The following is a 25,323-nucleotide window of genomic DNA, read 5'->3' as shown; positions in this document are numbered from 1 at the left end:
ATGAACCTCCCCATCTCCATCCGCGGCGCACGCCAGCACAACCTCCGGAACCTGGACCTGGACCTTCCGTCCAACAAGCTGATCGTGTTCAGCGGCCCTTCCGGTTCCGGGAAATCCTCCCTGGCGTTCGACACGCTGTTCTCCGAATCCCGCCGGCGTTTCCTGGACTGTCTTTCAGCCCGCGCACGGCAGGGCATGGAACAGCCGGAAAAACCGGAGGTGGACAGCATCACCGGGCTGCCCCCGGCCCTGTGCCTGGAACAATCCGTCCGGCAGCAGAGCTCCCGCACCCTGCTGGGCAGCATCACGGAAATTCTGGATTACCTCCGTATCCTGTATGCCGCCGCGGGCACGCCCCATGACCCGGAAACAGGCAAGGAACTGGTGCGGAAAAGCCCGGACCGGATCACGGAGGAACTCGTCTCCCTGCCGGAACAAACGCGCCTGGTGCTGGCGGCTCCGGCGGAAGCCCTGCTGGCCCAGGACCCGGCGGCCACGCTGGGGGATTTTCAGCGCCAGGGCTTTCTGCGGGTTTACTGGAACGGGAAAATGCGGGATATTGAGGAAATAGAATCCCCCTCCCCGTCCCCGCCGGACGCTGCCCTGGTCATTGACCGCATCATCGTCAGAGGGGAAGGCACGGCCTCCCGCGTGGCGGACTCCCTGCAAACGGCTCTCCGCATCAACCCGGACGAGGTGCGGGCCATCATTACCCGCCCGGGAGGGGAACCAGCCGTACAGGCCTTCCATACCCGTTACCGCAATCCGGAAACGGGCTTCCTGCTCCCCCAGCTTACGCCCCGCCATTTTTCCTTCAACTCCCCCCTGGGCGCCTGTCCGGCCTGCCAGGGGTCCGGGCTTAACGACCAGGAAGACGCCCCGTGCCCGGCATGCGGAGGCCTCAGGCTCTCCCCGCTGGCGCTGGCCGTGACCATGCGCACCCCCAGCCGGGCCTACAACCTGGCGGAACTGACGGCCCTGCCGCTGGAAGACATGGCCGGGGAAGCGGAGCGGCTGGAAACGCCGGCCTCACTGGCAGCGGCCCTGAACCCGCTCATGGCGGAAATCAACAAGCGCATCCGCTTTCTGAATGAACTGGGCCTTTCCTACCTTTCCCTGGACCGTCAGGCGAACACCCTCTCCGGCGGGGAACTGCAGCGGGCGCGCCTGGCCTCCCAACTGGGGGGAGCCCTTTCCGGTGTGCTCTACATTCTGGACGAGCCTACGGCGGGGCTGCACCCTTCCGATACGGACCGCCTTCTGCATGCGCTCCAGTCCCTCCGGGACCAGGGCAACACCGTCCTGGTGGTGGAGCACGATGAACAAATCCTGAACGCGGCGGACCACCTGGTGGACATGGGGCCCGGCTCCGGGGCCAACGGAGGGCGCATCCTGGCCCAGGGAACCCTCCCGGAAATTCTGGAAAACGCGGAGAGCCCCACCGGGGCATGGCTCTCCGGCAAACGGAACATGCCCGCCTCCGCGCACAGCGCGCTTCCCGCCAGCCGCCTGATCCTGGCGGGAGCGTCCAAACACAACCTCAACAACGTCACCCTGAACATTCCGGTGGGCACGCTGACCTGCATCTCCGGCCCCTCCGGGTCCGGAAAATCCACCCTTGTCCGGGACTGCCTCATTCCTGCCGTCAAACAGGACCTGACCGGAAAAAGGGGAGTTCCGCGGATTGTGCAGGGATCGGAACACCTCAACCGCCTCGTCGTCATTGACCAGTCCCCCATTGGTAAAACACCGCGCTCCACGCCGGCCACGGCCACGGGGCTGCTTCAGGTGCTGCGCCCCCTTTACGCCCAGCTCCCCCTTTCCAAGCAGAGGGGGTATACGGCGGCGCGCTTTTCCCCCAACATCCGCGGAGGGCGCTGCGAACGGTGCCTGGGAACGGGCATGATTGAAGTGGACATGAACTTCCTGGGCAACGTCACGATGCCCTGCGACGCCTGCCAGGGCCAATGCTACAACCGGGAAACCCTGGAAGTTACCTGGAAGGGAAAATCCATCGCCCAGGCGCTGGCGCTGACCGTGGATGAAGCGGCGGACTTCTTCTCCTCCCTCCCCAAAGCCACCGCCATTCTCAAAAGCATGCAGGACGTGGGGCTGGGGTACCTCAGCCTCAACCGCCGGGCGGACACGCTCTCCGGAGGGGAATCCCAGCGCATTAAAATAGCGGCGGAACTAGCCAAGGCCCCGGCCTGGAAGCTGGCGGAAGACGGCAAGCGCGCCCTGTTCATTCTGGATGAACCTACCAGCGGCCTTCACTTCAATGAAGTGGCCCTTCTCCTGACAGCCCTTTTCCGCCTGAGGGCCGCCGGGCATACCGTCCTCTGCGTAGAACACCACAAGGATCTGCTGAACGCGGCGGATTACCTGGTGGACATGGGCCCCGGAGCCGGAAGGCATGGCGGGAACATTGTGGCGGAAGGCTCTCCCGCCGCCGTGGCGGCCATGCCGGAAGCGCCCACTTCCCGCTGGCTTTCTTCCCATTAAAATTGGGAAAATCTACTCTGATCTTGACCCGGCTCCGATTCTTCTATAACGGTAGGGGAATCTCTCTTTTTGTCCGCTTATGAACCTCCGTTTCCTCCCTGTGGCGTTTCTTGCCGTGTTCCTGTCTCCTGAAATAGCCTGCGCCGTTCCGGTATTCCTTGAAAACGTCTCTGAATCCTCCGGCTGGTATGACTGCAACAAAAAAACCAAATGGGACTGGGGCAGTATTTCAAACCGTCCGTCTGAATACTATAAGCTGCCTCTGGACAGCCAGCTCTGCTGGGCGGCCGCGGCGTCCAACGTCCTGCAATGGTGGCAGGATACGCGGAGCGACCGGGCCCCGGCCACGCCCAACGGAAAATCCGCCACTTATGCAGCCATGCCGGAAGTCGGCCAGCTTGCTATCTACTACACCATCGCGAACAACTGGACGGACGCCGGAGGTTCCGTGGAACAGGCCTACAACTGGTGGTTCAACGGCAGCACGCTTCCTTCCGTCTTCTTCCCCACCGACTCCCAAATCAGAGACCAGCCCGTCTTTTCACCAGCTTCCCCGGGCGGATACTGGAAGGAGCTGGATATGAACGTCACCTATACTCCGGATGGCGGAGGCGTGGCGGACACTCCCCTGTTCAATTCCTACACCTTCTACAACCATGACGACAGGGACGGAGTCTATGGAATCCTGAAAAACAACATCAACAATAACTGGGGAACCACGCTCACCATCGGCCAGGAAGGAAGGGGCCACGCCATCACCATGTGGGGATACGATACGGATGCGAACGGCAATCTGATTGTCTACCTGACGGACTCCGATGACTACGCCGTGGGCATGTTCCGTCAGAAAGTGGTGGTGGACGATCAAAAGTACGTTTATCTGACCAGCCTGGATGGAGAAAAGGATGTGTACGGCTATTCCTATGAAGAGCTGGGACTGACCGGGTGCCAGGTGGGGGAAATCCAGGGCTTCACGGCGCCTTTGGGGGACCTCAGAATTCCGGAGCCCGCCACCGGGGTTCTGGCCCTCTGCGGGTTGTTCCTTCCGCTGTGGCGGCGCAGGCGGCGCCTGTGAACAGGGCAGGCTTAAACTCCCGCCCATTCAAAACGAGCCTTGATTATTGCTGGGAAAATGTGCAGAATTGTCAAACGCACGGTTCAGGAGAGCATGAATTGTTCCCATGCTCTCCCAGTGCGGTACCTGTGAAATGAATGACGCTTCCAACAACCGCGGCGAGCTGGAAAACACCGTCTCGACTTACTCCGTCGATATAGAAACACTCCAGCAAACAGCCCTGAAAGGTGACCCGCAGGCCCTGTTCCAGCTGGCGATCAGTTATGAACAGGGGCGCGGGGTTGTGGAAAACCAGCAGGAAGCCTTCTACTGCTACCAGCAGGCCGCGGAGCTCGGCCACGTTACGGCCCAGCTCAACCTCGGCTGGGCCTATTCCAACGGCATAGGCGCTCCGCAGGATAATGACAAGGCCTTTTACTGGTATCAGAAAGCCGCGGAACAGGGGCACCCCACCGCGCAATTCGACCTCGGGTTCTGCTACATCAACGGGCTGGGCGTGGAAAAAGATGAACACCAGGCCATCAGCTGGTACAAAAAAGCGGCGGAACAGGGCCATGCGGTGGCCCAGCTCAACCTCGGCTGGATTTACGCCAACAGCAACAGCCAGAAAAACTGGGAACAGGCCGTGTACTGGTACCAGCAGGCCGCGGAACAGGGAGACCCCCGCGCCCAGTACAACCTGGCCTGGTGCTATGGCAACGGCAGCGGCACCCCAAAAAATCCGCAAAAAGCGGCCTACTGGTATGAGGAGGCGGCCACACAGAACCACGCCACGGCCCAGTATAACCTGGGGTGGTGTTATGAAAACGGATTCGGCGTGCAGCCCAATCTGGACAAGGCGCTGGTGTGGTACCACAAATCAGCCCTTCAGGGCCAGATCACGGCCCAATACACGCTGGGCTGGTGTTACGGCAACGGCCGGGGCATGGAAGTGGACATGGCCAAGGCCGTCTACTGGTACACCAAAGCCGCCGAACAAGGCCACACAACGGCCCAGCTTAATCTGGGATGGTGCCACCTCAACGGCAAGGGAACGCCCGTCAACCGGGAAGAAGCCTTGAAATGGTATCTTAAGGCGGCGGAACAGGGCAACGCCACCGCCATGTTCAATGTGGGCAACTGCTACGCCCACGGCTACGGCATTGAGCAGAATGACGAACAGGCGGCCGCCTGGTACCAGAAAGCCGTCAAACACGGCAATAAAAAAGCCGCCAGCGCCCTGCGCCACCTTGCCTCCAAGCAGGAAAAAGAAAAGAGCCCGGACGCCCAGGCCTGAAAGCTGCAAGGGAATAGCTTCTGTCCCGGAATAAACGTTTCTCACCAGGGCCTGGAAACCGCGTTGTGGCGGCCCAAGCCTGAAGGATGAAAAAGCCCCAGCAACAAATGAATCCCCCCGGTTTCCGGAACCGCGGCCATCAGGGGACACGGGAAAAGGACATATCCCCACAGCTTGAACGGGACACAGCCAGCTGGGCATGAAGGCTTGGTCCCTGCCTCTTTCAGATTCACTCACCCTGCGGGCTTCAAGCTTCGCTTTCCGTCCAACCGGGCGCACCCGGTTTCCCGGCCTTCATTAAACACTGTTCTTCATCGCCTCAACGCCTTCCCTTCCGGCCACCTCCCGCGGGGCCTTTCCTGGAAAGCCGTTCCACCGCCTCCGGCAGCCGGGCCGCACCGTCGCCGCCCAGCGCCGCATCAATATCTTCCAGCGCGTGAATCAGGTCAATCACCTCCCGCCGGGGCAATGCTCCCCCGGCAGCCACGCAAAAATGGGTGCGGCAAGCCAGGGGCCTGCCCTCATAAATCATGCACCTTCCCTGCCCGTTCAGAAACGGGCAGCTACCGTCCGGGGACAATTCCACGCGCGTACGTCCGGCGGCACGCCATGCCTTCCAGGCCACCCACGCCTCCCCCAGCGTCACGTGGGGAGTCTCCCCGGTCAGGCGGAACCGGCAGCAATCCGCCGTTCCCGTACAGGAACGCAGCGCCCCGGAGGCACGGGCAGACCCTTCCCCCAGCAAACGGCGCACCTCCGTTAACAATTCAGCGGAGGGGGCGCACCCCTCCGCCTTTCCATGACGGCACTTGCTGGACGCCATGATTAATGATTCCTTACCGCGTCAGGCCGTCAGCCTTCGCCTGGTTCCAATACGCGTACTCGGAGCGGTTGAAATCAACATACTCCGGAGACAAGTCCGTGGTATACACCGTGTGGGAAAACTCACCGCGGTTCAAATTAATCTCCACCAGGAAGGCGGGCACCTGCACAGCCTGGCGCAGGTCGTCGGACGGCGTATCCGCCTGCATGCCGCCGCGGCACGCGGGAAGTCCGGCTATGTCGATGTCGATCTTCTCTTCATCCACCTTCGCGCCGCAGTAACCCACGGCATGGATGATACGGCCCCAGTTCGGGTCGTTACCGTTCCAGGAACTCTTCACCAGAGAGGATTTGGCGACGGCTTCCGCCGCCTTCTTCGCTTCCTCCTCCGTGCGGCCTCCGGTCACGCGCACGGTCACAAACTTAGTCACGCGCTCGCCGTCCTGCACAATGTGCTTGGCCAGCTCCAACATCACATGGGCCAGAGCCTGCTGGAACGCGTAAATGTCTTCCGGGGATTCCAGCTTCACGCCGGACGCGCCGTTAGCCATCACCAGCACCGTGTCATTCGTGCTCATGTCGCCGTCAATGGTGATGCAGTTAAAGGAACCCTTCACGCCGGACTGCACGCACAGCTCCAGCACGTCGCGGGAAATGCCCGCATCCGTCGTAATGAAGCACAGCATGGTAGCCATGCAGGGATTGATCATGCCCGCGCCCTTGCAACACGCGCCGATGCGCACGGGCATGCCCTGAACCATGAACTCAATGGCGATGATCTTTTCCTTCGTATCGCTGGTCATCACGGCCTGGGCTACTTCATGGCCCTTGTCGCGTGAAAGGCCCTCCGTCAATTCCGGGAACTTAGGGTAAATGCGCATCATGGGCATCGGCAAGCCGATCACCCCGGTGGAGCACACGGCCACTTCCGCAGGCTTAAGCCCCAGAAGTTCCGCGATACTCCGGCATTCCCCCTTCGCGTCTTCCACCCCCTGGGCTCCGGTACAGGCGTTCGCATTCCCGCTGTTCGCCACAATGGCGCGGATATCCCCCTTCCGGAGGTGCTCCCGGCTCACCTTTACGCAAGCGGCCTGCACGCGGTTGGTCGTGAACGTGCCTGCGGAAACGCAGGGTTCCGTGGAATAAATCAGGGCCAGGTCCAGACGCGTGGCCGTAGGCTTCTTGATGCCGCAGCTTACGGCGCTTCCCAAAAAACCCTGGGGCGCGCAAACGCCCCCGTCAACCGGAATATAGGATGAATCATTCATCGTCTTGAAGTACCTTTCAGCGTATCAAAAAACTACAGGACCCACAAGCCTTCCGTTTCATCAAACCCGCACATGATATTGAAGGACTGGACGGCCTGGCCGCCGGCGCCCTTCACCACGTTATCCTCCGCGCTCATCAGAATCACGCGGTTCGTGCGGGGATCATACGCCCAGCCGATGTCCACGCAATTCGTGCGGGTCACATTCTTGGTATCCGCAGGCTGGTTGCGCCCCAGCAGGCGCACGAACGGAGCATCTGCATAAGCTTCCTCCAAAAGCCGGCCCACGAACTCGGCATCCGCCCCTTTCTTCACCTTGGCCGTGATGGTGGAGCAGATGCCCGTATTCACCGGAATCAGGTGCGGAGTGAAGGACATCACCACCGTTTCCCCGGCGGCATGGGAAAGCTCCTGCTCAATCTCGCTCAAATGGCGATGCTTCGGCACGCCGTAGGCATGGAAGCTTTCATTGCACTCACAAAACAGGAGGGGAATGGAAGCCTTGCGTCCGGCGCCGCTCACGCCGCTGCCGGAACAGACAACCACGTCCTCCGGCTCCAGCAGACCAGCCTTGAACAGGGGAATCAGGGGAAGAAGAATGCTGGTGGGATAACAGCCGGGAGAAGCGACGATGCGCGCTCCGGCTATCTCCGCCCGGCGCCACTCCGGCAGGCCGTACACGGCCTCCTGCATCAGGGCCGTATCCGGATGGGCGTTCCCGTAATACTCCTCATACACGTCCGGGGAATCCAGGCGGAAATCCGCGCTCAGGTCAATCACGCGCACGCCCCGGTCCACCAGGCCGCGGGCATAGGAAGCGGCCACGCCGTGAGGCAGCGCCAGAAAGGCCACCTCCGCCCCCGTGGCGGCAATGGCCTCCACATCGGAATCCGTAAACTTCAAGTCGGAACCCGGAACCTGCCGGAAACGGGGAAACACCTCCCACAGCGGCTGCCCGGCATACTGGCGGGAGGTAGCGCACACCAGCTTCACCCCGCGGTGATTCAACAGGATGCGCAACAACTCCTGCCCGGTGTAGCCACTGGCTCCGACGACTGCTACTTGAACTTGCTTCATGACAAAAAAGGTATGCTATGAAAAAAGACTCTTGCCAACACTAAAGTTTTCCTATATACACCTCGCCGTCGCAAGACACGGCCCCGGTCGGTCCGATTTTATCGGGTTGTAGCGCAGTCTGGTAGCGCACCTGCATGGGGTGCAGGGGGTCGCAGGTTCGAATCCTGTCAACCCGACCACTTTTAACCGCTGTAAGTTGAAAAGCTTACGGCGGTTTTTGTTTTCCGGCATATTGAATATAATTGGCCGCCCGTTCATGGCTTTTTCCGCATCACGGTGATCCGGCTCTTTATATTCACGCGCCTGCGTAGATGCAGAAGAATTCGGGAAAAGGGAAAAGCACACGGAATCACTATATCCTGTCCCTGCTCCTCTCCCGCCTGACGTTGCGCGCGGGATGACCTCTCTTTGAAATACATGCAAACTCCTTCCGCAAGGTGCCCGTCCTGGAACAGGTTCCAAGTCATCAGCAGATACGTTCCTGAGTAAAAACAGCACGTCACCAGCCGGGATTATCCCGAACCAGCAAATAACAATCATGAATGAAATGATCACAATTAATGGAATCCTCATGGCCACGCAGAATGAATTTTCTGCCCATGCGGGAAACGCAAACATGCACGTCACCGCGCAGGAAAAGGAAAAATGGAATTCCGGCGGTCAAGGCTCTAAAGGAGACAAGGGAGATCCGGGCCCGCAAGGCCCTCAGGGCCCCAAAGGGGATCCCGGCATCCAGGGCCCAGCCGGTCCACAAGGCCCCAAAGGGGACAAGGGAGACAAAGGTGACGCTGGTCCCGAAGGACCGCAAGGTTCCAGTGTGCCTCCGGGCTGCTTCATGTGGTTCTGCGGCAGCACAGCCCCGAACGGCTGGCTGGAATGCAACGGAGCAACCCTCCAAATCAGCCAATACCAGCAATTATTTGCGGCAATCGGCACTACTTACGGCGGCGACGGCGTGACGACCTTCACCCTTCCCGATTTAACTAGAGACAACGGGTTGTTTATCCGGGGAACGTCCCCGAACAGAACAATAGGGAGCACTCAGGGAGACACCATCCGCAACATTTCGGGGCAGATACCTACAACGCCAGTGACATCAGGAGGCACTACGCCCGGCACGGGAGCATTCAAACAAACAACAGCGATTGCGGAGGACTGGTGTGGAATGGCTTCCTATAAAAGTCACAGAATAACCAATATCATTTTTGACGCATCTGAGGTTGTTCCGACCGCTGAAGAAAACCGTCCCGTCAATATAGCTTTCATGCCTGTGATCAAATATTAAGACCGATTCCGGAGACAACCCTTCAGACTGTTTCAACCGCTGCAAGATGCAATACTTGCAGCGGTTTTTCTTTCTCATCCATAAAAGTCACACATATTCTTCATGAAGTAAAATAATTGTTCCCAAAACAAAAGGTCTCATCCTTTAGCTGAAAACTTCTTTTACATTGTTAGCTTCTTCAGCCTTTGCTATAAACGGGCGGCCCGCTAATCAGACGGCATATTAAGACACTCTGATGAAATGTCCTGATGGAAATTTGGCCTCATGATACAGGAAATAACGCACATGAAAAAAATCCTGCCGTTTTTCACCCTTTTACTGGTTTCCCTTTTCCCTGTACAGGGGGCCAACGTTCCCAGCGGCAGCATTCCCTTTGAATTGGGACCAGCCAGCCGTATTTACGTGAAAGGAAGCGTCAACGGCAGCCGTCCCCTGCGCTTTCTTTTCGATACCGGGGCCACCTCCATGGTCATCAGCACCAATTCCCTGAAAGGCGTTCCCATGGAATTCAACGAGACCGTCGTCAACCATGGCGCCACGGGGTCCGATGAAGTACGCGGAAGCACGGAGAACAAATTCACCATCGGGGGACAAGTCATGGAGCACGTTCCCTTTATTGCCATTCCCTACTCGCCGGACCAGTGGGACGGCGTGCTGGGCCTTTGGTTCATCAATCAGCAGGTGACGGAGGTAAATTACACGGACCGGAAGATTTACCTGTATCCGCACGGTTCCTATACGCCGCCGCCCAACGCCATCCGTCTCAAGATTGAATACGTGATGGGTATTCCAGTCGTTCCCGGCCAGGTGACGGTCAACGGAAAAACCCACCAGCTCCGACTGTCCGTGGATACCGGGTCCGACCGCGTTCTGGACCTCAACACTCCCTTCGTCAAAAAACATCATTTGCTGGGCAGCCAAAAGCCATTTTGCATTTCCCGCATTTCCAGCTCGGATTCCCATACCGGAGTTCTGGAAAACGTCATGTTCGACAGCATCCAACTGGGCGGCTGCAAGCTCCCCCTGATCCCCGGAGCTTTTTCCACTGTTACGGCAGGAACCCAGAGCAGCGCGGAAATGGATGGCGTCATGGGCAACAACCTGCTGAAACGCTTCAACATGGTCTATGATTCCCGGGAAGGGTATATTTACCTGGTTCCCAACAATCTGCTTTACACCCCGTTTTATGATTGCCTGCTCCGCCCCCAGCCGGACGCAGCCTGTTCTTCGGGGAAGTAAGGCATTCCTTCACCACCCCTACCGGGCGCTTCCGCGCAGGTTGATGATGCGCGTGCATAGGTCCACCAGCCTGTTCCCCATGCGGGAATGCAGAACCCGGTAAATGCCGAAGAGGGCGCACCGCACGCGGAGGTCGTTCCCCTTGGCAATGTGTCTCAGCAGGCGGAAGGGAGACCCCGGGGATTTGACGAAGTCCCGCCATTCATATTTGTCCAGCAGCGCGCGCACGGCGTCCAGGGCCTTCTTTTTTTCCGCCGCCGTCTGGTTCAGCAGATTGGAGGAGAATAGCTGAATACTGCCGTTCAGCCAGTTTAACACCGTAATCCTGGCTTTTTCCAGACAGCCCAGTTCCCGGTAGGAGGCGGCAATCAGGTCAATGCGTTCCAGCGCCGGATAGAATCCGGAGCCCTTTTTATCCGGGGCCTTGTGCACGTTCACCAGGGAATCCGGACGCGTGGGCCGGTAGATATACAGACAGTCCGGTATTTTCACGATGTTCCGCACATAAGGCTGGAGCAGGTTGTTGAAGAGGGCGTCACTTCCCTGACGCATCCCCGCCCTGAAGCGCAGACCCGTTTTTTTCAGGAATTCCGCCCGGTAAAGCTTGTCCCAGCACAGTTCGCTGAACGGCCCCATGGCGGCAAAGTCATAGTGGCTGCAGTGCCATTCCGGGCATTGCAGACCGTTGAGCATGCTCCACCGCACGGAAAGGGGCATGTCTCCGGCAACCGTGGCCCCCATGCAGGCCAGGTCTGCTCCGTACTGCTCCGCCGCCAGATAAAGCCGCTGGAACATGACAGGTGAAATGTAGTCATCCGGGTCCACAAAACCGATGTACGTTCCGGAAGCCGCGTCCAGCCCGGCATTCCGCGCGGCCGCTACGCCAGCATTGGGCTGGTCAATGACGATGAACCTGTCATCCGCCGCTTCATATTCCCGCAGAATATCCAGCGTTCCGTCCCGGGAACCGTCGTTGATGCAGATGATTTCTATGTCCCGGAGCGTCTGGGCGCAGACGGTATCCAGGCATTTTTTCATGAATCCGGCCACGTTGTAGCAGGGAATGATAATGGAAACGAGGGGCATGGTTTTAAAAAGATTGGTGTGGTTGAGTAGAAGTTAATTCACGAAACAGGTCCATCCAGCGCGCGGCAATGGCATCCAGGGCATAGTGCGCCGCTTTTTCGCGGGCGGCGGCTCCCATGCTGCGCCTCAGCTCCGGCTGCTCCATCAGCCGGATGATGGCCAGGGAGAGCTGTTCCACATCTCCGGGAGGAACCAGAAGCCCGTCCACCTCCGGGGAAATCACGTCGCGCGGGCCGCACGGGCATTCAAAGGCCACGCACGGTACGCCGCACGCCATGGCCTCCACCAGCACCATGCCGAAGCCTTCAAACAGGGAGGAAAAGACGAGCATGGAGGATTGCAGCAGCCTGCCCTGCACATCGCCCGTCACGCCGCGCAGGAATACTTTGCCTTGCAGTCCTTTTTCCCGTACCAGCCGTTCCAGGGCACCTCGTTCCGGGCCATCCCCCCAGATGTCCAGTTTCCAGTCCGGATGAACCGCGGCCACTTTTTCCCAGGCCTGAATCAGAAGGTCGAAGCCCTTCACGGGAACAAGCCTTCCCACGGCCGCCGCACGGCGGCATTCCAGGGCGGCGGACCGTTCCGGACGCAGAATGCACGGATTAGGGATGACATGCACGCCAGTTTTCCCCCGCCAGTTTTCCTCCCGGTCCTGCCGGGTGAGCACCACCGTGGCGTCATAGCTTCCCTGGCCGAGGCCGAATTCATAAAAGTCGGAAACCGCGGCCACCAGCCGGGCGCGCAGTCCGCCCTGAAGGCGGGCGTAATCTTTCCGGTACGTTCCGGAGTAATGAAATTCACGCACCGTTTTCCAGGGCCTGTTGCGGGAAAGCCGCAGAATCATGAATTTTTCCGACTGTCCCACGGAAATAACAATGTCTGGCTTCAGTTCGTCCAGCACGTTGCGCAAGGCCACGGCATGCTTTCTGCGCCTGACCAGAATGCCTTTCAGGACGTAGAGGAATCCCTTCCAGTCGTCCTCATAATAATTCACGCCCAGATGAACCACCCTGACACCCTGCGGGAGGGAGGAAGCGGTCTGCCGGGAATCATTGGCGGTGACCAGCACCACCTCATTGCCGGGAATCGCGGCCAATGCCGCCGCCTTGGCGCGCGTCACGGCCTGAATGCCGCCCGCCGCGTCCAGATCATCCAGCACGTAGGCAATTTTCATTTTCCGGCCCCCTTTCCTTTTCTGTTTTTTACCAGAATCAGGCACATCAGCGCCACACCTAGCGGAACGGCTGCCAGCGTCAGGAAAAGCCGGGGGGATTCCCGCAGAAAACGGGAATTCCGGACCAGCAGGGAGGCGGACACGTAGTGCACGGCCTCCATGAAACGCCTGCTCCGGGTGGGCTGGTACTGCATGCCCTCCTTCCGCAGGAAGGCAAATCCCCGCGGATTCAGCACATATTGCCGGAACATGTTCCTGGAGGAGCCGTCTTCCCGGTATTCCACCAGGCAAAGCACCTTGTTCATGGTCAGCAGGGGGGCTATCCGGTCCGCCAGCATGTACTTGTAGCCCAGCCCCACGTACTTTTCACCGGGGAAGACGGGATAAGGCGGCAGCTGTTTCATCAGCGCCGTCCGGTATACCAGCTTTTTGTCCCCGCGCCCTCCCGCCGCGTAAAATCCGTTCAGCGTCGTTTCTCCGGCATCTTCCTCAAACGGCGTGCCGATGAGTTCCCCCGTGACGGCGTCCGCATCCAGCCCAGCCATTCCGGCCACCCGGTCACTTCCGTGCAGCTCCCAGAATTCCAGGATGGAGGCCACGGCGTCCTCCGGCATCCGGTCATCGGAATCCAGGCAGACATTCAGCTCTGTAGCCATCAATTCATAGGCGGCATTATGAGCGGCATGCATGCCTCCGTTTTCCTGGTAATGGTACTGTATTTCCAGTTCTCCGGCCTGCATCCACACCTTCACCATGTCTCCGGTCCCGTCGGAGGAGCCGTCGTCCACCACCAGCCAGATGAAATCACGGCACGTCTGTTTCCGCAGGCTTTCATAACAACGGCGCAGGCAATCCGCCCGGTTGAACGCGGGGGTAAAAACGGTCAGCAGCGGCTTCATGCCCCACCTCCCTGTTCCAGATAAATTTCCTGAAGCTTTTCCGCGTTATGGACGATGTCCAGCCCGGCCGCCCGAACGGCTTCCGAGGTGTCCGTGCGGCGCCAGCCGTCCGTTATTTCCAGGATTTTTTCCACCCACGCGCCGAGGGGTTCCCTGAGGGAAAGAAAGTTCACATGGCCCGGCGCCACCGCGCCGTCTTCCGGCACCCGGTCGGAGGCCACCACGGGCAGTCCGGCGGCCTGCGCCTCCAGCATGGCAATGCCGAAGCCTTCAAACCAGGAGGGGAACGCAAAGACATCCATCCCCTGCAACAGGGCGGCCACGTCATCCCTGCCGCCCAGCAGGCGGACTTTCCCGCCCCACTCCGGGTTCCGCGCTTCCGCCCGTATCTTTTCCTCCCCTTCCCCGCCGCTTCCCACCAGCACCAGCAGGGATTCCGGCTGCACGGCCAGCAGGGCGCGGAACACGCGCAGCAGGAATTCATGATTCTTGGGCCAAGAGAAATTGCCCGTATGACCCACCACCAGCTTTCCATCCCACCCCATTTTCTTCCTCACCTGCTCCCGCACTTCCGGGGAGTACCTGAATTTTTCCGCATCAATGGCATTCCGCACCACAATGGCGTCCCGCACGCCCCGCCGCCCGAACAGCCAGCAGCCGCACAGTTCATTGCATGTGAACCGGTGCGTCAGGTACGGGCGCATGAGGTGCTTCAGCAGGAACCGCTGGAGCGAGTTCCTGTCCACCCCCAGCGGGGAGCTGTGGGCATGCGCCGCAATGAAGGGGAGCTTCCGCGCCGCCGCTTCCCGGTATACCCAGTAGCCCAGCTCGGAACAATGGCCGTGCACCAGCCTGTATTCCGGGTGCGCGTCAAAAAACTCCGCCACCTTCTTCCGGTACTCCGCCAGGCCGGACAGGGTAATGGGGGGCAGCCTGTAAATCCTGCCGCCCAGGCTCCGTATCTCCTCTTCATAAATGCCGGGAGCCTCCCGGTGCACCAGAAAGTCAAACTGGAGCCTGCTGCGGTCGATATGGCGGTAATAATTCATCACCATCGTTTCCGCGCCGCCGCGGTTCATAATGGTGAATACCATGAGCACACGTTGAGGATTCATTTTGCCAGGATTCGTTTAATGGCTGCGAGAAGCAGGTACAAACCGGGCACAAAGCCCAGTTTCGCGTTCAGGAAAAACACCTTCCAGTGCGGCGGCAGGGGGGCCAGGGGCAGGCTTTTCACCGCCGCCCGGCACCAGTCCCGTTTCAGGAGGGTACGGAGCATGCCGCATTTCACCAGGGCGGACCCCGGGGCGTCGCAGATGTTCAGGCCCAGGAAAATGAGGGAAACGGCCCTGCGGTTCCGCAACGCGCGTTCAGCCTCCGGAGAGGCCCCGTTTTCCTGCACATGCCGGACCATCCTCCGGAAGAGTTCCTCCCACTGGATGGTCAGAGCAGGCTTGTACCGCTTGGTCAGGGCTCCCGCCGCCGTCTTCCTGTAATGGTAGAAGGTGGTGGGGATATACACCGCCCTGCGGGCCGCGCCAAACAGGGAAAGGTTGCATAGCACGTCTTCCGCGGAGCCGATGAGGGCCGTATCCACAAAGGACGCCTTCCCCTCCCGGAACAGGGCGCGCCTGTAAAGCTTGCCCCAGGCCGTGCCGTAGGAATCCAGCCGTTCCGGACAAGCCAGTTCGGCCCCGTCCGGCCCCAGAAGCCTGTTCCTCAGCCAGACCATGGCTTCCCCTTCAAATACCCGTTCCTCCGGCCAGAACCGCACCGGGGAGGAAGCCGTTTCATATTCCCTGGCATAGCTCCAGAAGACGATGTCCGCTTCCCGCCGCTCCATGGCTTCCACGGCGTCCGCGCACGCATGCCCGTCCAGCCAGTCGTCCGCGTCCACAAACATCACATATTCCCCCTCCGCCAGTTCCAGCCCGGCATTGCGGGAGGCGGAAAGCCCGGAGTTCGTGCGGCAAACCACCTTCACACGGTCATCCCTGCGGGCCAATTCTTCCAGCATCCCCCCGGTGCCGTCCGTGGAGCCGTCATTCACGCAGATCACCTGGATGTTCCGGTACGTCTGGTTCAGAATGCTTTCCATGCAGCGGGACAGGTAGGCCTCCGCATTATAAACGGGAACAATGACGGAAATCATGAACGGCCTCCCTTCTTTTCTTCCAGCACGCGGGTGAACAGGGCATCCCACCGGGCCGCCACCGTCTCCGCCGCGTAGCGCTTCACATTCTCCCGCGTCTTCGCGGCCATGGAGGCGCGCAACGCGTCATCCCCCATCAGGCGTTCCAGCGCGGAGGCCAGTTCCGGAACGTTCCCCGCTTCCGCCAGCAGGCCGTCCTCCCCGTGGCGGATAATGTCCCCGGGACCGCGGGGGCAGTCAAAGGCCACGCACGGCACGCCGCACGCCATCGCCTCCGCCAGCATCATGCCGAATCCTTCATAGCGGGAAGACATCGCACAGATGGAAGAGGCCAGGTACTCCCGCATGATTTCCCGCGTGGGCGGATGCAGCAGGAAGCACCCTTCCAGCCCTGCGGCCCGTATTTCTTTTCTCAGTTCTCCTCCGTCCTTTTCCGCTCCGAACAAATCCAGTTTCCAATCCGGGAATTTTCCGTGTACTTCCTTCCATGCACGGAGCAGCGCCCCATAATTTTTCTGGGGAGAAATCTTGCCGACGGCAATCACCCGCCTTTCCTGCCCGGAAGAAGGAACATCCGGATAAAACGGCAGCGGATTGGGAATCACCTCCACATTGTCCATGGGCCATTCCTCCCTGTTTCCGGGGGTGAGCACCACAAAGCGGGAGAACATTCCCCCCAGCAGGCGCATGGCGGCAAATTCCACACCCATGAGGACCGGGAATTTCTTCCCTTCCGCCTGAATCAGCCGGGACACATGGCGTTCATAAACCACCGGGCACCGGAACCCCTTCACCAGAAAGGGAATCCAGAATCCCTTGAACCCGTCGTCACAGACGGCTATCACGTCCGGGCGTACCTTGCGCACCGCCTCCCTGATTCCGCGCGCCCAGGCCGTCAAACGGGCGGCGGGGCCGCCCTGCATGCGCACGTCATGAAGGCGAATGCCCGGGAAAAAGTCGTAAAAGGGCTCCCTGCCCTCTTCGTTCAGCGTCAGCACGTGGATTTCATCCCCGTATTTTTCCGCAAGCAGGCGTGTGCGGACGGAGAGCACGCGCTCCAGCCCTCCCGCTCCGGCAATTCCATTGGTGATGTACAGCAGGCGTCTTCCCATGTCAGATCAATTCCTCCAGTTTCAGGATTTCATCACGGTTGCCGTAGTCCCTCCTGCGGCATTCCGCAGAGAGGCTTTCCAGACGCGCGGCGTCGTTCAGCAGGCGGAACAGCTCCACGGCGGCGCCCTCCTCCTCATTCGGAATAATCAGGCCGTCCACGCCGTCTTCCAGATGCCCGGCAGAGGTCGGGAACCGGGTGACCGCCACGGGGCGCCCCAGAATCTGCGCCTCCCTCACCGCCACGGCCTTTCCTTCATACCGGGACGGCTGGACGTACAGGTCGCAGGCAGCCATATACGGGTAGGGATTGGCCTTCTTCCCCAGAATGATGACGTGCTCCTCCATGCCGCAGTCTCTTATTTCCCGGCGCAGGGACGCTTCATCCCCGTAGCCGATGAGATGCCAGCGGAGCCGCTCCATGCCCAGGCCCACAAGGCGCGCGGCCAGCCTGACGGCGCGGTCCATCCCCTTGGCATGGGAAAACCTTCCCACGGTGCACAGGCAGGGGGAGCCGCCCATCACGCCGGAGACGTCCTCCAGCGCCGCCTGCTCCCGCACCGCTTCCGGGGAAACGATGTTTTCCATCTGCACCAGCCTGCCTTCCAGCTCCGGGAAGCGGGACAGGAAGCCCCTTCCCGCCTGCGGGGAGATGGAGATGATGTGGTCATAAGCGCGCCACACCGGAAGTTCCCGTTCCACATTGATGCCTATGGAAGAGTAGTCCGTATGAATCCAGGCTATTTTCCTGCGGGCGCGCACCTTGTCCCGAACGATGCGGTGGGGCGTCAGGAAGCTGATGGCAAGATCGTACACGCCCAGCTTCTTCAGGGAGGGGAGGAAGGGGGAGACCGCCGCCGCCGCATCGTCAAAGACGGCGTAGTTTTCCGGGCCGTCCAGCCGCTTTCCAAACCTTGCGGAGCGCCATTTGGCCCACAGGCGCGCTCCGGCAATGCCCAGCTTCCCTTCCAGCAGAATATCTTTCAGAGGCCGGGAAATGGCGCGGTAGGCGGGCAGCTCCGGCAGCAGGTTCACCTTGGACGGAATCAGCGGCATCAGCTCCCCGGAATGGCGGTAAACGAACAGGTCCACCTGGAAGCGGGAGGCGTCCAGCGCGTCCAGCAGCCCCAGGAGGGCGCGTTCCGCTCCCCCCAGCTCCATGTACTGAATAGCTATAAAGATACGTTTCATCTGCATACCAGCGTGCGCATGTGGCCCATCAGGCCGCGGAAGGGCCCCGTCCGGAACAGGAGAAGGACGTACAGCCCCAGCGGAACGGCAACGGAAATGCCCCCCCACAGGAACAGATCGGCCAGGGGGGAGGAAAAATAGGAACGGGAACAGAGAGGGTACGTCAGCACATACCCCGCCGCCGCCAGCAGCAGGTACCATCCGTACGTGATGAAGTACCGCCTCAGCGGCTGGTGGAACACATGCTTGTACACCAAGCGGGGGAATTGCCAGACGCCGATGGAAAGAAGGCTGAGCGTCGCCGCCAGCAACACGCCCGCAATGCCCCACCACTGCACCAGCGTGACGGACAGGATAACGTTGATCACGCCCTGGAGAAGGGGGGAGTAGCGGTCCTGGTGGAAGATGCCCGCCTTGGTCTTGAACACCATGGCGGAGCGCCGCATGCCCACCACGAAGAAGTTCAGGATGATGACGAAGGAGCACGCGCCGGACAAGATGTAGTCCGGTCCCAGCCACCAGGAGATGAACGGGTTCAGCGTGTTCAGCAGAACGATGGAGGCCACCCCGCAAATCAGGAAGTTGATCAGGAAGACCCTTCTGAAAATTTCATACACATGGCCCCTGTCCTCACTGGCAATCAGGTTTCCCACGCTTTCCGCCATGCTGTTGATCACCTGCATGATGAAGGTGGAGATGGTACCCACCACCAGCATGTAGTTGGAATAGAAGCCCACCGCCGCCAGCCCCACGAAGCTGGAGATGACGATGTTGCTGGTGGAGTGCATGAAGTACCCGCCCACGCTGTGCAGGAACAGCGCCTTGACGTTGACCACAATCTGGCTTTTCGTCACGGCGTCCAGCGCATACGCCATCCTGCTCTTCACGTAGGGGTACAGGGCGTCCACCTTGCGCACCATGGCCACGTTGAACCCCGCCAGGAACAGGGATTCCACCACCAGGTACAGCACGTAGTTGGCCGTATAGTACAGGATGGCCAGCTTGGACAGGTTCAGTCCCACCTGGTACACGAAGTTGATGGTCCCCAGCCTGTAGTTCTTCTGGTCCGCATTGATCAGGGAATTCTTGTACGCCGTCAGGTACGGCAGGATGGAGTTGAAGACGAAGATGAAATACACCAGCGTCAGGTAGTCCAGGTGCCCCTCGTCCTTGATGAAGCAACCCAGGAACGGGTACAGGCCCAGGCACAGGACAAGCACGGCGGCGGCAATGATGCGGTACACCTTGCGGTAAAATTGCAGCAGGGCCAGAATCCGCGGCTGGTCATTCTCCGCCAGCGGCTTGTAAAGGTGGAAAACCACGCTGGTTCCAAAGCCGGATTCCAGCAGCGTGACAGCGGCCAGGATGTTGGTCAGCAAGCCGTTGAGGCCCAGGTACTCCACCCCGATCTCATTGACGAACAGCTTGCGCGTCACAAAGCCCAGCAGGGTCATCGTGACCATCAGGCTGATGGTCACCAGAAAATTCTTGCCGGAGTTCAGCGTCCTCATGCCCCGCGTTCCTCCCGGTTCAGTTCCACGCCCAGCCGCAAGGCCATTCCCTGGGCAAAGGGCATCAGATTCCACACGTCGGAATACATGCCTATTCCCTTGGTGTCCCCCTGGCACATGTCCAGCACCCCGTTGCGGCGCGTCACCCCCATCAGCGCTTTTTCCGCACGGAATGCGGCTTCCAGAAAACGCTCTTCCCCGGAGATGCGGAAGGCCGTCAGCAGCAGCAGGCCCAGCAGGGCCGTTCCGGAGGATTCAAAGACGGATTCCGGCCTGGCGGCCATCCAGCCGAAGCCGCCGTTCTTTTTCTGCAGGGGAAGCAGTTCTTCCGCCAGGGACAGAATGCGCCGCGCCATTCCTTCCGCCTCCGGCCTGCCGTGCAGGGTCATCAGGCGGTACAGCTCACACAGGCCCAGCGCATACCATCCGATGCCGCGGGACCAGTCATACAGCCCCAGCGGGTAGCCGCGCTCCATCTCAAACCCGTGGGCCGGGAAGGAGGAATCCGGCAGCAGGGCCACATCATATTCCTCCACCTGCCTCACCGCCAGGTTCCAGTATTCCTCATTCCCCGTACGCGCCGCGCAGGCGGCGGCCAGCGGACACGCCAGGCCGATGGTATCCACGTAACGCATGCCGGGCTGCCTGCGCCTGTAGGCCAGGGTTCCCGCCTCCGTCCGGAGGGATTCCAGCAGCGCGGCGGAAGCCTCCGCCACCTGCTCCGCCCCGCGGCAGCCGGCTTCCAGAACGGCGTAATCCAGCAGCAGGCGGTCTACTTCCCACCGTTCCGGATCCGGGGCCTCCAGATAATTTTTCACCAGTTCATGTTCTTCCAGCCTGCGGCACAGCGTTTCTTTCAACGCCTTATCCCCCCTGTCCGCGGCATAGGCATTCAGGCCCAGGAAAAGTCCTGCCGCCTGCCATCCCTGGATGGCGGTATCCGCATACGTTCCGCGCACCATTTCCCACAGGATGCGCCTGCCCTGGTCCTTCCTGGGCACGGCGGGCATGCGCCGCGTCCATGACAAGGCCGTCCGGGCAAGGGCCTCCTGCCACGCGCGCCGGTCCTGCCAGCGCCCGATGCGCACGCGGCCCGCCAGCGTTCCCATGAAGCGCCAGGCATCCACGCAGACCACAGCCAGGGCCAGCAGGAGCAGGACAGATGCTATGGAAACATAAAAAGTCATGGCCGTTTCAACAGGGCTGCCAATTCCTGCGGCAGACGGTTCAGGCGTTCCCGGTACGCGGGAAGCTTCTCCGCATACGCGGATTTCATCTCATCCTCACGTTCCATCATCCGGACAAATGCCTTACACAGTTCATCCGGGGCGTCCAGCGCCTGCACGGGCAGCACATGGCAGTCTTCCGTTCCGAACAAATCACGGGCAATCCCCCGGGCCTTCACGGAATAGCCCACCACCAGCGCCGGAACGCCCGTGGAATACGCGGCAATGGAGGCGTGCGTGCGCGCGGCCACCAGAAAACGGCACCGGGCAATGTATCCCTTCAATTCCTCGCAGGGAGCATCCCCGACCATCACGACGCGGCCCGTATGCCGGAAACGGCCGTACAGTTCCTCCAGCGGTTTCCGGTCATCATTGCCGGGCCACACCACATGGGGAATCAGGGCCACGTTCATATCCGTAGCGTCCAGCACGTATTCCATGAGCCGCGCGTAATTTTCCATCACGGCTCCGGCCCTCCCCTCATGGCCGATGACCAGGGGACTGACGTTGACGCCAACCATGCCCCCCTCCTTCCATCCTTCCGGAAAGGCAGCCTCCCCTACGGGCAGGGCGAACGCAGGGTCCGGATACAGCACCGTGCGGGAGCACCCGCATTCCCGCAGGGCGTCACAAGTGAGAGATTCCCGCGCCACAATCAGGTCAAAAGCCTTGAGGTCCTCCAGCATGGCCCCCTTCATGTCCTCCCGTTCCAGGGAGCACCCCCACAGGACGGCAGGCGCCCCGGCACGGCGCAGCAGGTCATTCTGCAAATAGATATGCACGGGCTCCCCGTAACAGTAATTGTCCCCTCCGCCGCACAGGGCCAGGGAGGCGTCCCGCCCCTCTTCCGCAATGCCGCGGAAGGCAAGCCGGTCAAAGGCATCCCGCACGCCCATCACATGCCGCCGCATCCACGCCGCCGCATATCCGGCGGAACATCTCCGGATGGGCCTCTGTTCCGGCAGCACGCGCACCGTCCGGTCCAGGCCGTAGCGCCTGTCTTCCCCGCACGCGGAGGAAAACAAAACGCCCTCTTCAGGCCGGAGCAGCAGCATCGTGGACCTGACGATCGCCTCGCAGCCGTGGTTGCCGCTTCCTCCATGGGGATATAAAAGAATCTTATGCATGCCAATCCTATCTATTTTTTCCGGCCCAGGGCCCCTTCCATCAGCAGGAACAGGCTGAAGGGCCAGCGGTTGAACAAACAAACGCTCATCCATTTAGGGCAATGGAACACATCGGGATAAGCGCGCAACAGGTTGTTTTCCGGCGTTCCTACAATGGACCGCACCGCCCGCATGCGCCCCATGAGGCCGTAGTGCTCCCGGAAACGGTATATTTCAAACAGGGAGTTGTACACCAGCCCCCACCAGCGGAACGCCAGGTACCTCTCCACCTTCTCCCCCTCCAGCCTCCGGGTGTGGAAATACTTCCGTTCCAAGCGGAACTGCCGGACAATCCAGATGAATTTTTCCGGGACAAACCGTGTGGACAGGGTTCCTTCCTCCGCCCTGCGGTAAAAGTAACCGGCCTTGTCCACCGTTCTCAAACGCCTGATGTATTTCAGGTACGCCATGTTGAACATCAGGTCTTCCCCGTAGGAGACGTCTTCCGGAAAACGGATGGAGTGCCGAGCCAGCAGGGTGCGCCTGTACAGCTTCACCACCGGGCCAAAAAGCAGGAAGGAGCGGAACAGCCGTACCCAGGCTTCCTCCTCTCCGGGCCTGGCATCCAGTTCCACGGGCTGCGGCACCGTCACTTCATCCTTCTTCCCGTCGCGGACGGAGCGCAGCCCCTCCACCACCAGGTCGCAGGCCCCGTCCTCCACGGCGGAGACCAGTTCCTGAAGGTAGGTGGACGTCACCCAGTCATCCCCGTCAATGAAGCACAGCCAGCGCCCGTCCGTTTCCCTCATGCCGCGGTTTCTGGCGGCGGAGACTCCCATGTTCCTGTCCAGATGGATGACCCGGACGCGCCTGTCCCCGGAAGCCAGCCTGTCGCACAGCGGACCGCTCCCGTCCGTGGAACCGTCATCCACCAGGCAGACGTCAAAATCCGTGAAGGTCTGTCCCAGCACGGAGCCCACGCATTTTTCAAGAAAACGCGCGGCGTTGAATACGGGAATAATAACGGATACGGAGGGCATGGCTATTCAACGCGTTTCTTCAAAAAGCAGTTTCACGGCATTCATCTGTTTATCCAGGTCAAACCGGCTTCCCCCGCGGAGCGCCCGCCCGCGGTAGTCCCGGTGGTCAGCCTTTCCCGTCAGAATATCTTCCAGGGCACGGTAAAGCCCCAGCACATGGTTCTCCGCAACCAGGCCGAATTCCCCGTCTCCCAGTTGTTCCCGGACTCCGGCGCACAGCGTGGCCGCCACGGGCGTGCCGAGGATCAGGCTCTCGGAAATCACGGTGGAATACCCCTCGCTCCGGGAGGAGCAGACCAGCCAGTCCGCCGCCTTCACGTAGGGATACGGGTTTTCCCGGTGTCCCAGCAGCGTGATCCTGTCCTGCAAATTCCCCTCCGCGATCATGGTTTCCAGCATTTCCCTCTCCGGGCCCTCTCCCAGAATCCAGAGATGGAAGGAGAAGCCCTCCCGCGCCAGGTAGCGGCAGGCCGTCACCAGCCGGTCAAAACCCTTCTGCGGAACAAGCCGCCCAGAGGCGCAGAAAAGCACCGTCCCGTCCGGACGTTCCGGAACGGATTCCACGGCTTTATCCCTGATGCGCGGAACATCCACGGGGTTGTAAACCACCCGCGCATCCTGCAAAGGCCCCACCAGCTCCAGCAGGGATTCCCGGACATTCCGGGAGACGCAGGCCACCGTGTCAAAACAGCGGTAGACGGCTTTTTCCTCTTCAGCGTTCCGGTAGGCGGGAAGCGTCCAGTGGTTGGCGCCCAGGTCAATGTGAACCCAGGCCAGCTTACGGCTTCCGGCATGGCGGGAGCCGCCGGCTATCCGCGTGGCGTAGCCTTCAATGAAGGCGACTTCCACATCATAAGTTCCGCGGATGAACAGGCGGTAGAAGACGGAGGGGGGGAAATGCCTGTAAACCAGCAATTTCAGCCCGTTCCTGACCTTGACCCGCAGGCGGCTCCACGGGCCGTCCTCCTCCCGGAGGGCATCAAATAAAAACCGGACGGAGACATTCCGGGGGTAGCCCGACGGAATGTCCTCCTTCTTAATGGAATAAACGACCACCTCCCACTGGTCCCCGTTCCAGCGGTTCAGCAGGGTTTGCAGAATCTTTTCCGCCCCTCCGCCGGACAGGCTGTTGACAAAAAACGCTACTTTCTTCATGCCATTCCCTCCAATACCTGTTCCACCTTCCGCACGGCGCGTTCATAAACAACCGCATCGCCTCCCAGCGCGGCCCTCTCCCGCCAGAATTCGCAGGATTCCCTGCCGGATAAAAAGTCTTCCATTCCGGCAGCCAGCGCATCTTCATCATTCTCCACGATGCGCCCGAACCTTCCCATGCCAAGCTGTTCCCGCACGCCGGAACACTCCACGGCCAGCACGGGCACGCCCAACGCCAGCGCCTCCGTGACCACGGTGCTCATTCCCTCACTGCGGGAACTGCACACGAATACATCAGCTGAGGCCATCCACGGGTAGGGATTCCCCAGGAAACCGGGCATCAGCACGGAGTCCGCCACGCCCAGGGCGGCAGCCTGCCCTTCCAGCTCCCGCCTCCGGCTCCCTTCCCCCAGAATCACCAGCTCCGCCTGCCATCCCCGCTCCCTCAACCGGGCCAGCGCGGCAACCAGACGGTCAAAGCCCTTCTGCTCCTCCAGACGCCCCACGGAAATAAAGCGGAAATGCTTCTTTTCCGGCACGTCCCCCGCGGCGGCTCCGGAACGCACGGCATCCCGGTCCACCGGGTTGTGCAGAACCACGGAACCCGCATGCGCCCCAAAGCGCCGTTCAAACGCCTCCCGGACGGTTTGCGACACATGCACCACGGTTTGAAAACGGGCATACGCCTTTTTTTCCTCCTCCAGAGACCGGAACACCACCCCCTGCGTCCAGGGCCGCGCTTCCAGGTCCACGTGAACCCAGGCGATTTTCCGGGATTTTCCCTCCGGCACGGCCGCCAGAAGGCGCGTAGGCAGCCCTTCCGTAAAAGCCACCTCCACATCATAATCCCCGGCAACGCCCCACTTGTAAATCCAGGCCGCCGGCAAAAAGCGGTACACCAGCGCGTACCTGATCCGGTAAAGCAATCCCCGGCCCCCTACGATGGAGCGGTAACGCGCATGCTTCCCCACTTCCTCCCGGTACGGGCCACAATCCACCACCGTGCACACCGTCACGTCAAACCGGTCCCGGTCCAGGCCGCGCACCAGGCCGGAGAGAATTTTCTCCGCCCCTCCCCCGGCCAGGGATTCCACCAGAAACAGGACTTTTAAACGGGCGCGCGGCATAAA

General features: G+C 60.6%; 21 protein-coding genes and 1 tRNA gene. 6 read left to right on the top strand and 16 right to left on the bottom strand.

The window, feature by feature from the left end:
• From ABGM91_RS07825 to ABGM91_RS07815, 3 genes are all read left to right on the top strand, one after another.
• Positions 1-2,502, top strand: coding sequence for an excinuclease ABC subunit UvrA (locus ABGM91_RS07825; RefSeq protein ID WP_354831157.1), 2,502 nt, complete (start codon positions 1-3; stop codon positions 2,500-2,502).
• A 79-nt stretch (positions 2,503-2,581) separates the two neighbouring features.
• Positions 2,582-3,577, top strand: a complete 996-nt coding sequence (locus ABGM91_RS07820; protein WP_354831155.1) for a hypothetical protein — start codon at positions 2,582-2,584, stop codon at positions 3,575-3,577.
• A 106-nt stretch (positions 3,578-3,683) separates the two neighbouring features.
• Positions 3,684-4,853 carry a tetratricopeptide repeat protein gene (locus ABGM91_RS07815; protein WP_354831153.1) on the top strand — a complete coding sequence of 390 codons (1,170 nt, stop codon included), beginning with the start codon at positions 3,684-3,686 and terminating at the stop codon, positions 4,851-4,853.
• 319 nt (positions 4,854-5,172) lie between these two features.
• Here ABGM91_RS07815 and ABGM91_RS07810 read toward each other — a convergent pair whose 3' ends face one another.
• The 3 genes from ABGM91_RS07810 to argC are packed head-to-tail and all read right to left on the bottom strand — an operon-like array spanning position 5,173 to position 8,019.
• On the bottom strand, positions 5,173-5,676 hold the full coding sequence (locus ABGM91_RS07810) for a YkgJ family cysteine cluster protein (protein ID WP_354831151.1): 504 nt from the start codon (positions 5,674-5,676) through the stop codon (positions 5,173-5,175).
• 13 nt (positions 5,677-5,689) lie between these two features.
• Entirely contained in the window at positions 5,690-6,943 is a 1,254-nt protein-coding gene (gene argJ / locus ABGM91_RS07805) for a bifunctional glutamate N-acetyltransferase/amino-acid acetyltransferase ArgJ (protein WP_354831148.1), read from the bottom strand.
• Positions 6,944-6,975: 32 nt separating this feature from the next.
• Positions 6,976-8,019, bottom strand: a complete 1,044-nt coding sequence (gene argC / locus ABGM91_RS07800; protein WP_354831146.1) for an N-acetyl-gamma-glutamyl-phosphate reductase — start codon at positions 8,017-8,019, stop codon at positions 6,976-6,978.
• Positions 8,020-8,121: 102 nt separating this feature from the next.
• Here argC and ABGM91_RS07795 point away from each other — a divergent pair.
• The 3 genes from ABGM91_RS07795 (at position 8,122) to ABGM91_RS07785 (ending at position 10,543) form a co-directional block, all read left to right on the top strand.
• Positions 8,122-8,198 (top strand) — tRNA-Pro (locus tag ABGM91_RS07795).
• A 359-nt stretch (positions 8,199-8,557) separates the two neighbouring features.
• Positions 8,558-9,304: a tail fiber protein gene (locus tag ABGM91_RS07790; RefSeq protein WP_354831144.1), complete on the top strand. Its 747-nt coding sequence runs from the start codon at positions 8,558-8,560 to the stop codon at positions 9,302-9,304.
• 285 nt (positions 9,305-9,589) lie between these two features.
• A complete protein-coding gene (locus ABGM91_RS07785; RefSeq protein ID WP_354831141.1) occupies positions 9,590-10,543 on the top strand; it encodes a retropepsin-like aspartic protease in 954 nt (317 codons plus the stop codon).
• 18 nt (positions 10,544-10,561) lie between these two features.
• Here ABGM91_RS07785 and ABGM91_RS07780 read toward each other — a convergent pair whose 3' ends face one another.
• The 13 genes from ABGM91_RS07780 to ABGM91_RS07720 are packed head-to-tail and all read right to left on the bottom strand — an operon-like array spanning position 10,562 to position 25,320.
• Entirely contained in the window at positions 10,562-11,629 is a 1,068-nt protein-coding gene (locus tag ABGM91_RS07780; protein WP_354831138.1) for a glycosyltransferase, read from the bottom strand.
• Positions 11,630-11,633: 4 nt separating this feature from the next.
• Positions 11,634-12,803 carry a glycosyltransferase family 4 protein gene (locus ABGM91_RS07775; protein WP_354831135.1) on the bottom strand — a complete coding sequence of 390 codons (1,170 nt, stop codon included), beginning with the start codon at positions 12,801-12,803 and terminating at the stop codon, positions 11,634-11,636.
• A complete protein-coding gene (locus ABGM91_RS07770; protein WP_354831132.1) occupies positions 12,800-13,702 on the bottom strand; it encodes a glycosyltransferase in 903 nt (300 codons plus the stop codon). Before ABGM91_RS07770 ends, ABGM91_RS07775 begins: the two co-directional genes overlap by 4 nt.
• Positions 13,699-14,817, bottom strand: coding sequence for a glycosyltransferase (locus ABGM91_RS07765; protein WP_354831129.1), 1,119 nt, complete (start codon positions 14,815-14,817; stop codon positions 13,699-13,701). The genes ABGM91_RS07770 and ABGM91_RS07765 overlap by 4 nt, the downstream gene beginning before the upstream one ends.
• Positions 14,814-15,854 (bottom strand): glycosyltransferase family 2 protein, encoded by a 1,041-nt coding sequence (locus ABGM91_RS07760; RefSeq protein WP_354831127.1) that lies wholly within the window; start codon positions 15,852-15,854, stop codon positions 14,814-14,816. Before ABGM91_RS07760 ends, ABGM91_RS07765 begins: the two co-directional genes overlap by 4 nt.
• Complete coding sequence (locus ABGM91_RS07755) at positions 15,851-16,966, bottom strand: glycosyltransferase family 4 protein (protein WP_354831124.1); 1,116 nt, start codon at positions 16,964-16,966, stop codon at positions 15,851-15,853. Before ABGM91_RS07755 ends, ABGM91_RS07760 begins: the two co-directional genes overlap by 4 nt.
• Position 16,967: 1 nt before the next feature.
• Positions 16,968-18,155, bottom strand: a complete 1,188-nt coding sequence (locus tag ABGM91_RS07750; RefSeq protein ID WP_354831121.1) for a glycosyltransferase — start codon at positions 18,153-18,155, stop codon at positions 16,968-16,970.
• Positions 18,152-19,666, bottom strand: coding sequence for a hypothetical protein (locus ABGM91_RS07745; RefSeq protein ID WP_354831118.1), 1,515 nt, complete (start codon positions 19,664-19,666; stop codon positions 18,152-18,154). The genes ABGM91_RS07750 and ABGM91_RS07745 overlap by 4 nt, the downstream gene beginning before the upstream one ends.
• On the bottom strand, positions 19,663-20,853 hold the full coding sequence (locus ABGM91_RS07740) for a glycoside hydrolase family 88 protein (protein WP_354831115.1): 1,191 nt from the start codon (positions 20,851-20,853) through the stop codon (positions 19,663-19,665). Before ABGM91_RS07740 ends, ABGM91_RS07745 begins: the two co-directional genes overlap by 4 nt.
• Positions 20,850-22,019 carry a polysaccharide pyruvyl transferase family protein gene (locus ABGM91_RS07735; protein ID WP_354831113.1) on the bottom strand — a complete coding sequence of 390 codons (1,170 nt, stop codon included), beginning with the start codon at positions 22,017-22,019 and terminating at the stop codon, positions 20,850-20,852. The genes ABGM91_RS07740 and ABGM91_RS07735 overlap by 4 nt, the downstream gene beginning before the upstream one ends.
• Before the next feature lie 11 nt (positions 22,020-22,030).
• Positions 22,031-23,038, bottom strand: a complete 1,008-nt coding sequence (locus tag ABGM91_RS07730; protein ID WP_354831111.1) for a glycosyltransferase family 2 protein — start codon at positions 23,036-23,038, stop codon at positions 22,031-22,033.
• 6 nt (positions 23,039-23,044) lie between these two features.
• Positions 23,045-24,193, bottom strand: coding sequence for a glycosyltransferase (locus ABGM91_RS07725; RefSeq protein ID WP_354831108.1), 1,149 nt, complete (start codon positions 24,191-24,193; stop codon positions 23,045-23,047).
• Positions 24,190-25,320: a glycosyltransferase gene (locus tag ABGM91_RS07720; RefSeq protein ID WP_354831105.1), complete on the bottom strand. Its 1,131-nt coding sequence runs from the start codon at positions 25,318-25,320 to the stop codon at positions 24,190-24,192. The genes ABGM91_RS07725 and ABGM91_RS07720 overlap by 4 nt, the downstream gene beginning before the upstream one ends.
• Positions 25,321-25,323: the final 3 nt, after the last annotated feature.

It is taken from the genome of Akkermansia muciniphila, from assembly GCF_040616545.1.
Taxonomy (GTDB): Bacteria; Verrucomicrobiota; Verrucomicrobiia; order Verrucomicrobiales; family Akkermansiaceae; genus Akkermansia; species Akkermansia muciniphila_E.
This window is presented reverse-complemented; position numbering and strand designations above follow the sequence as displayed.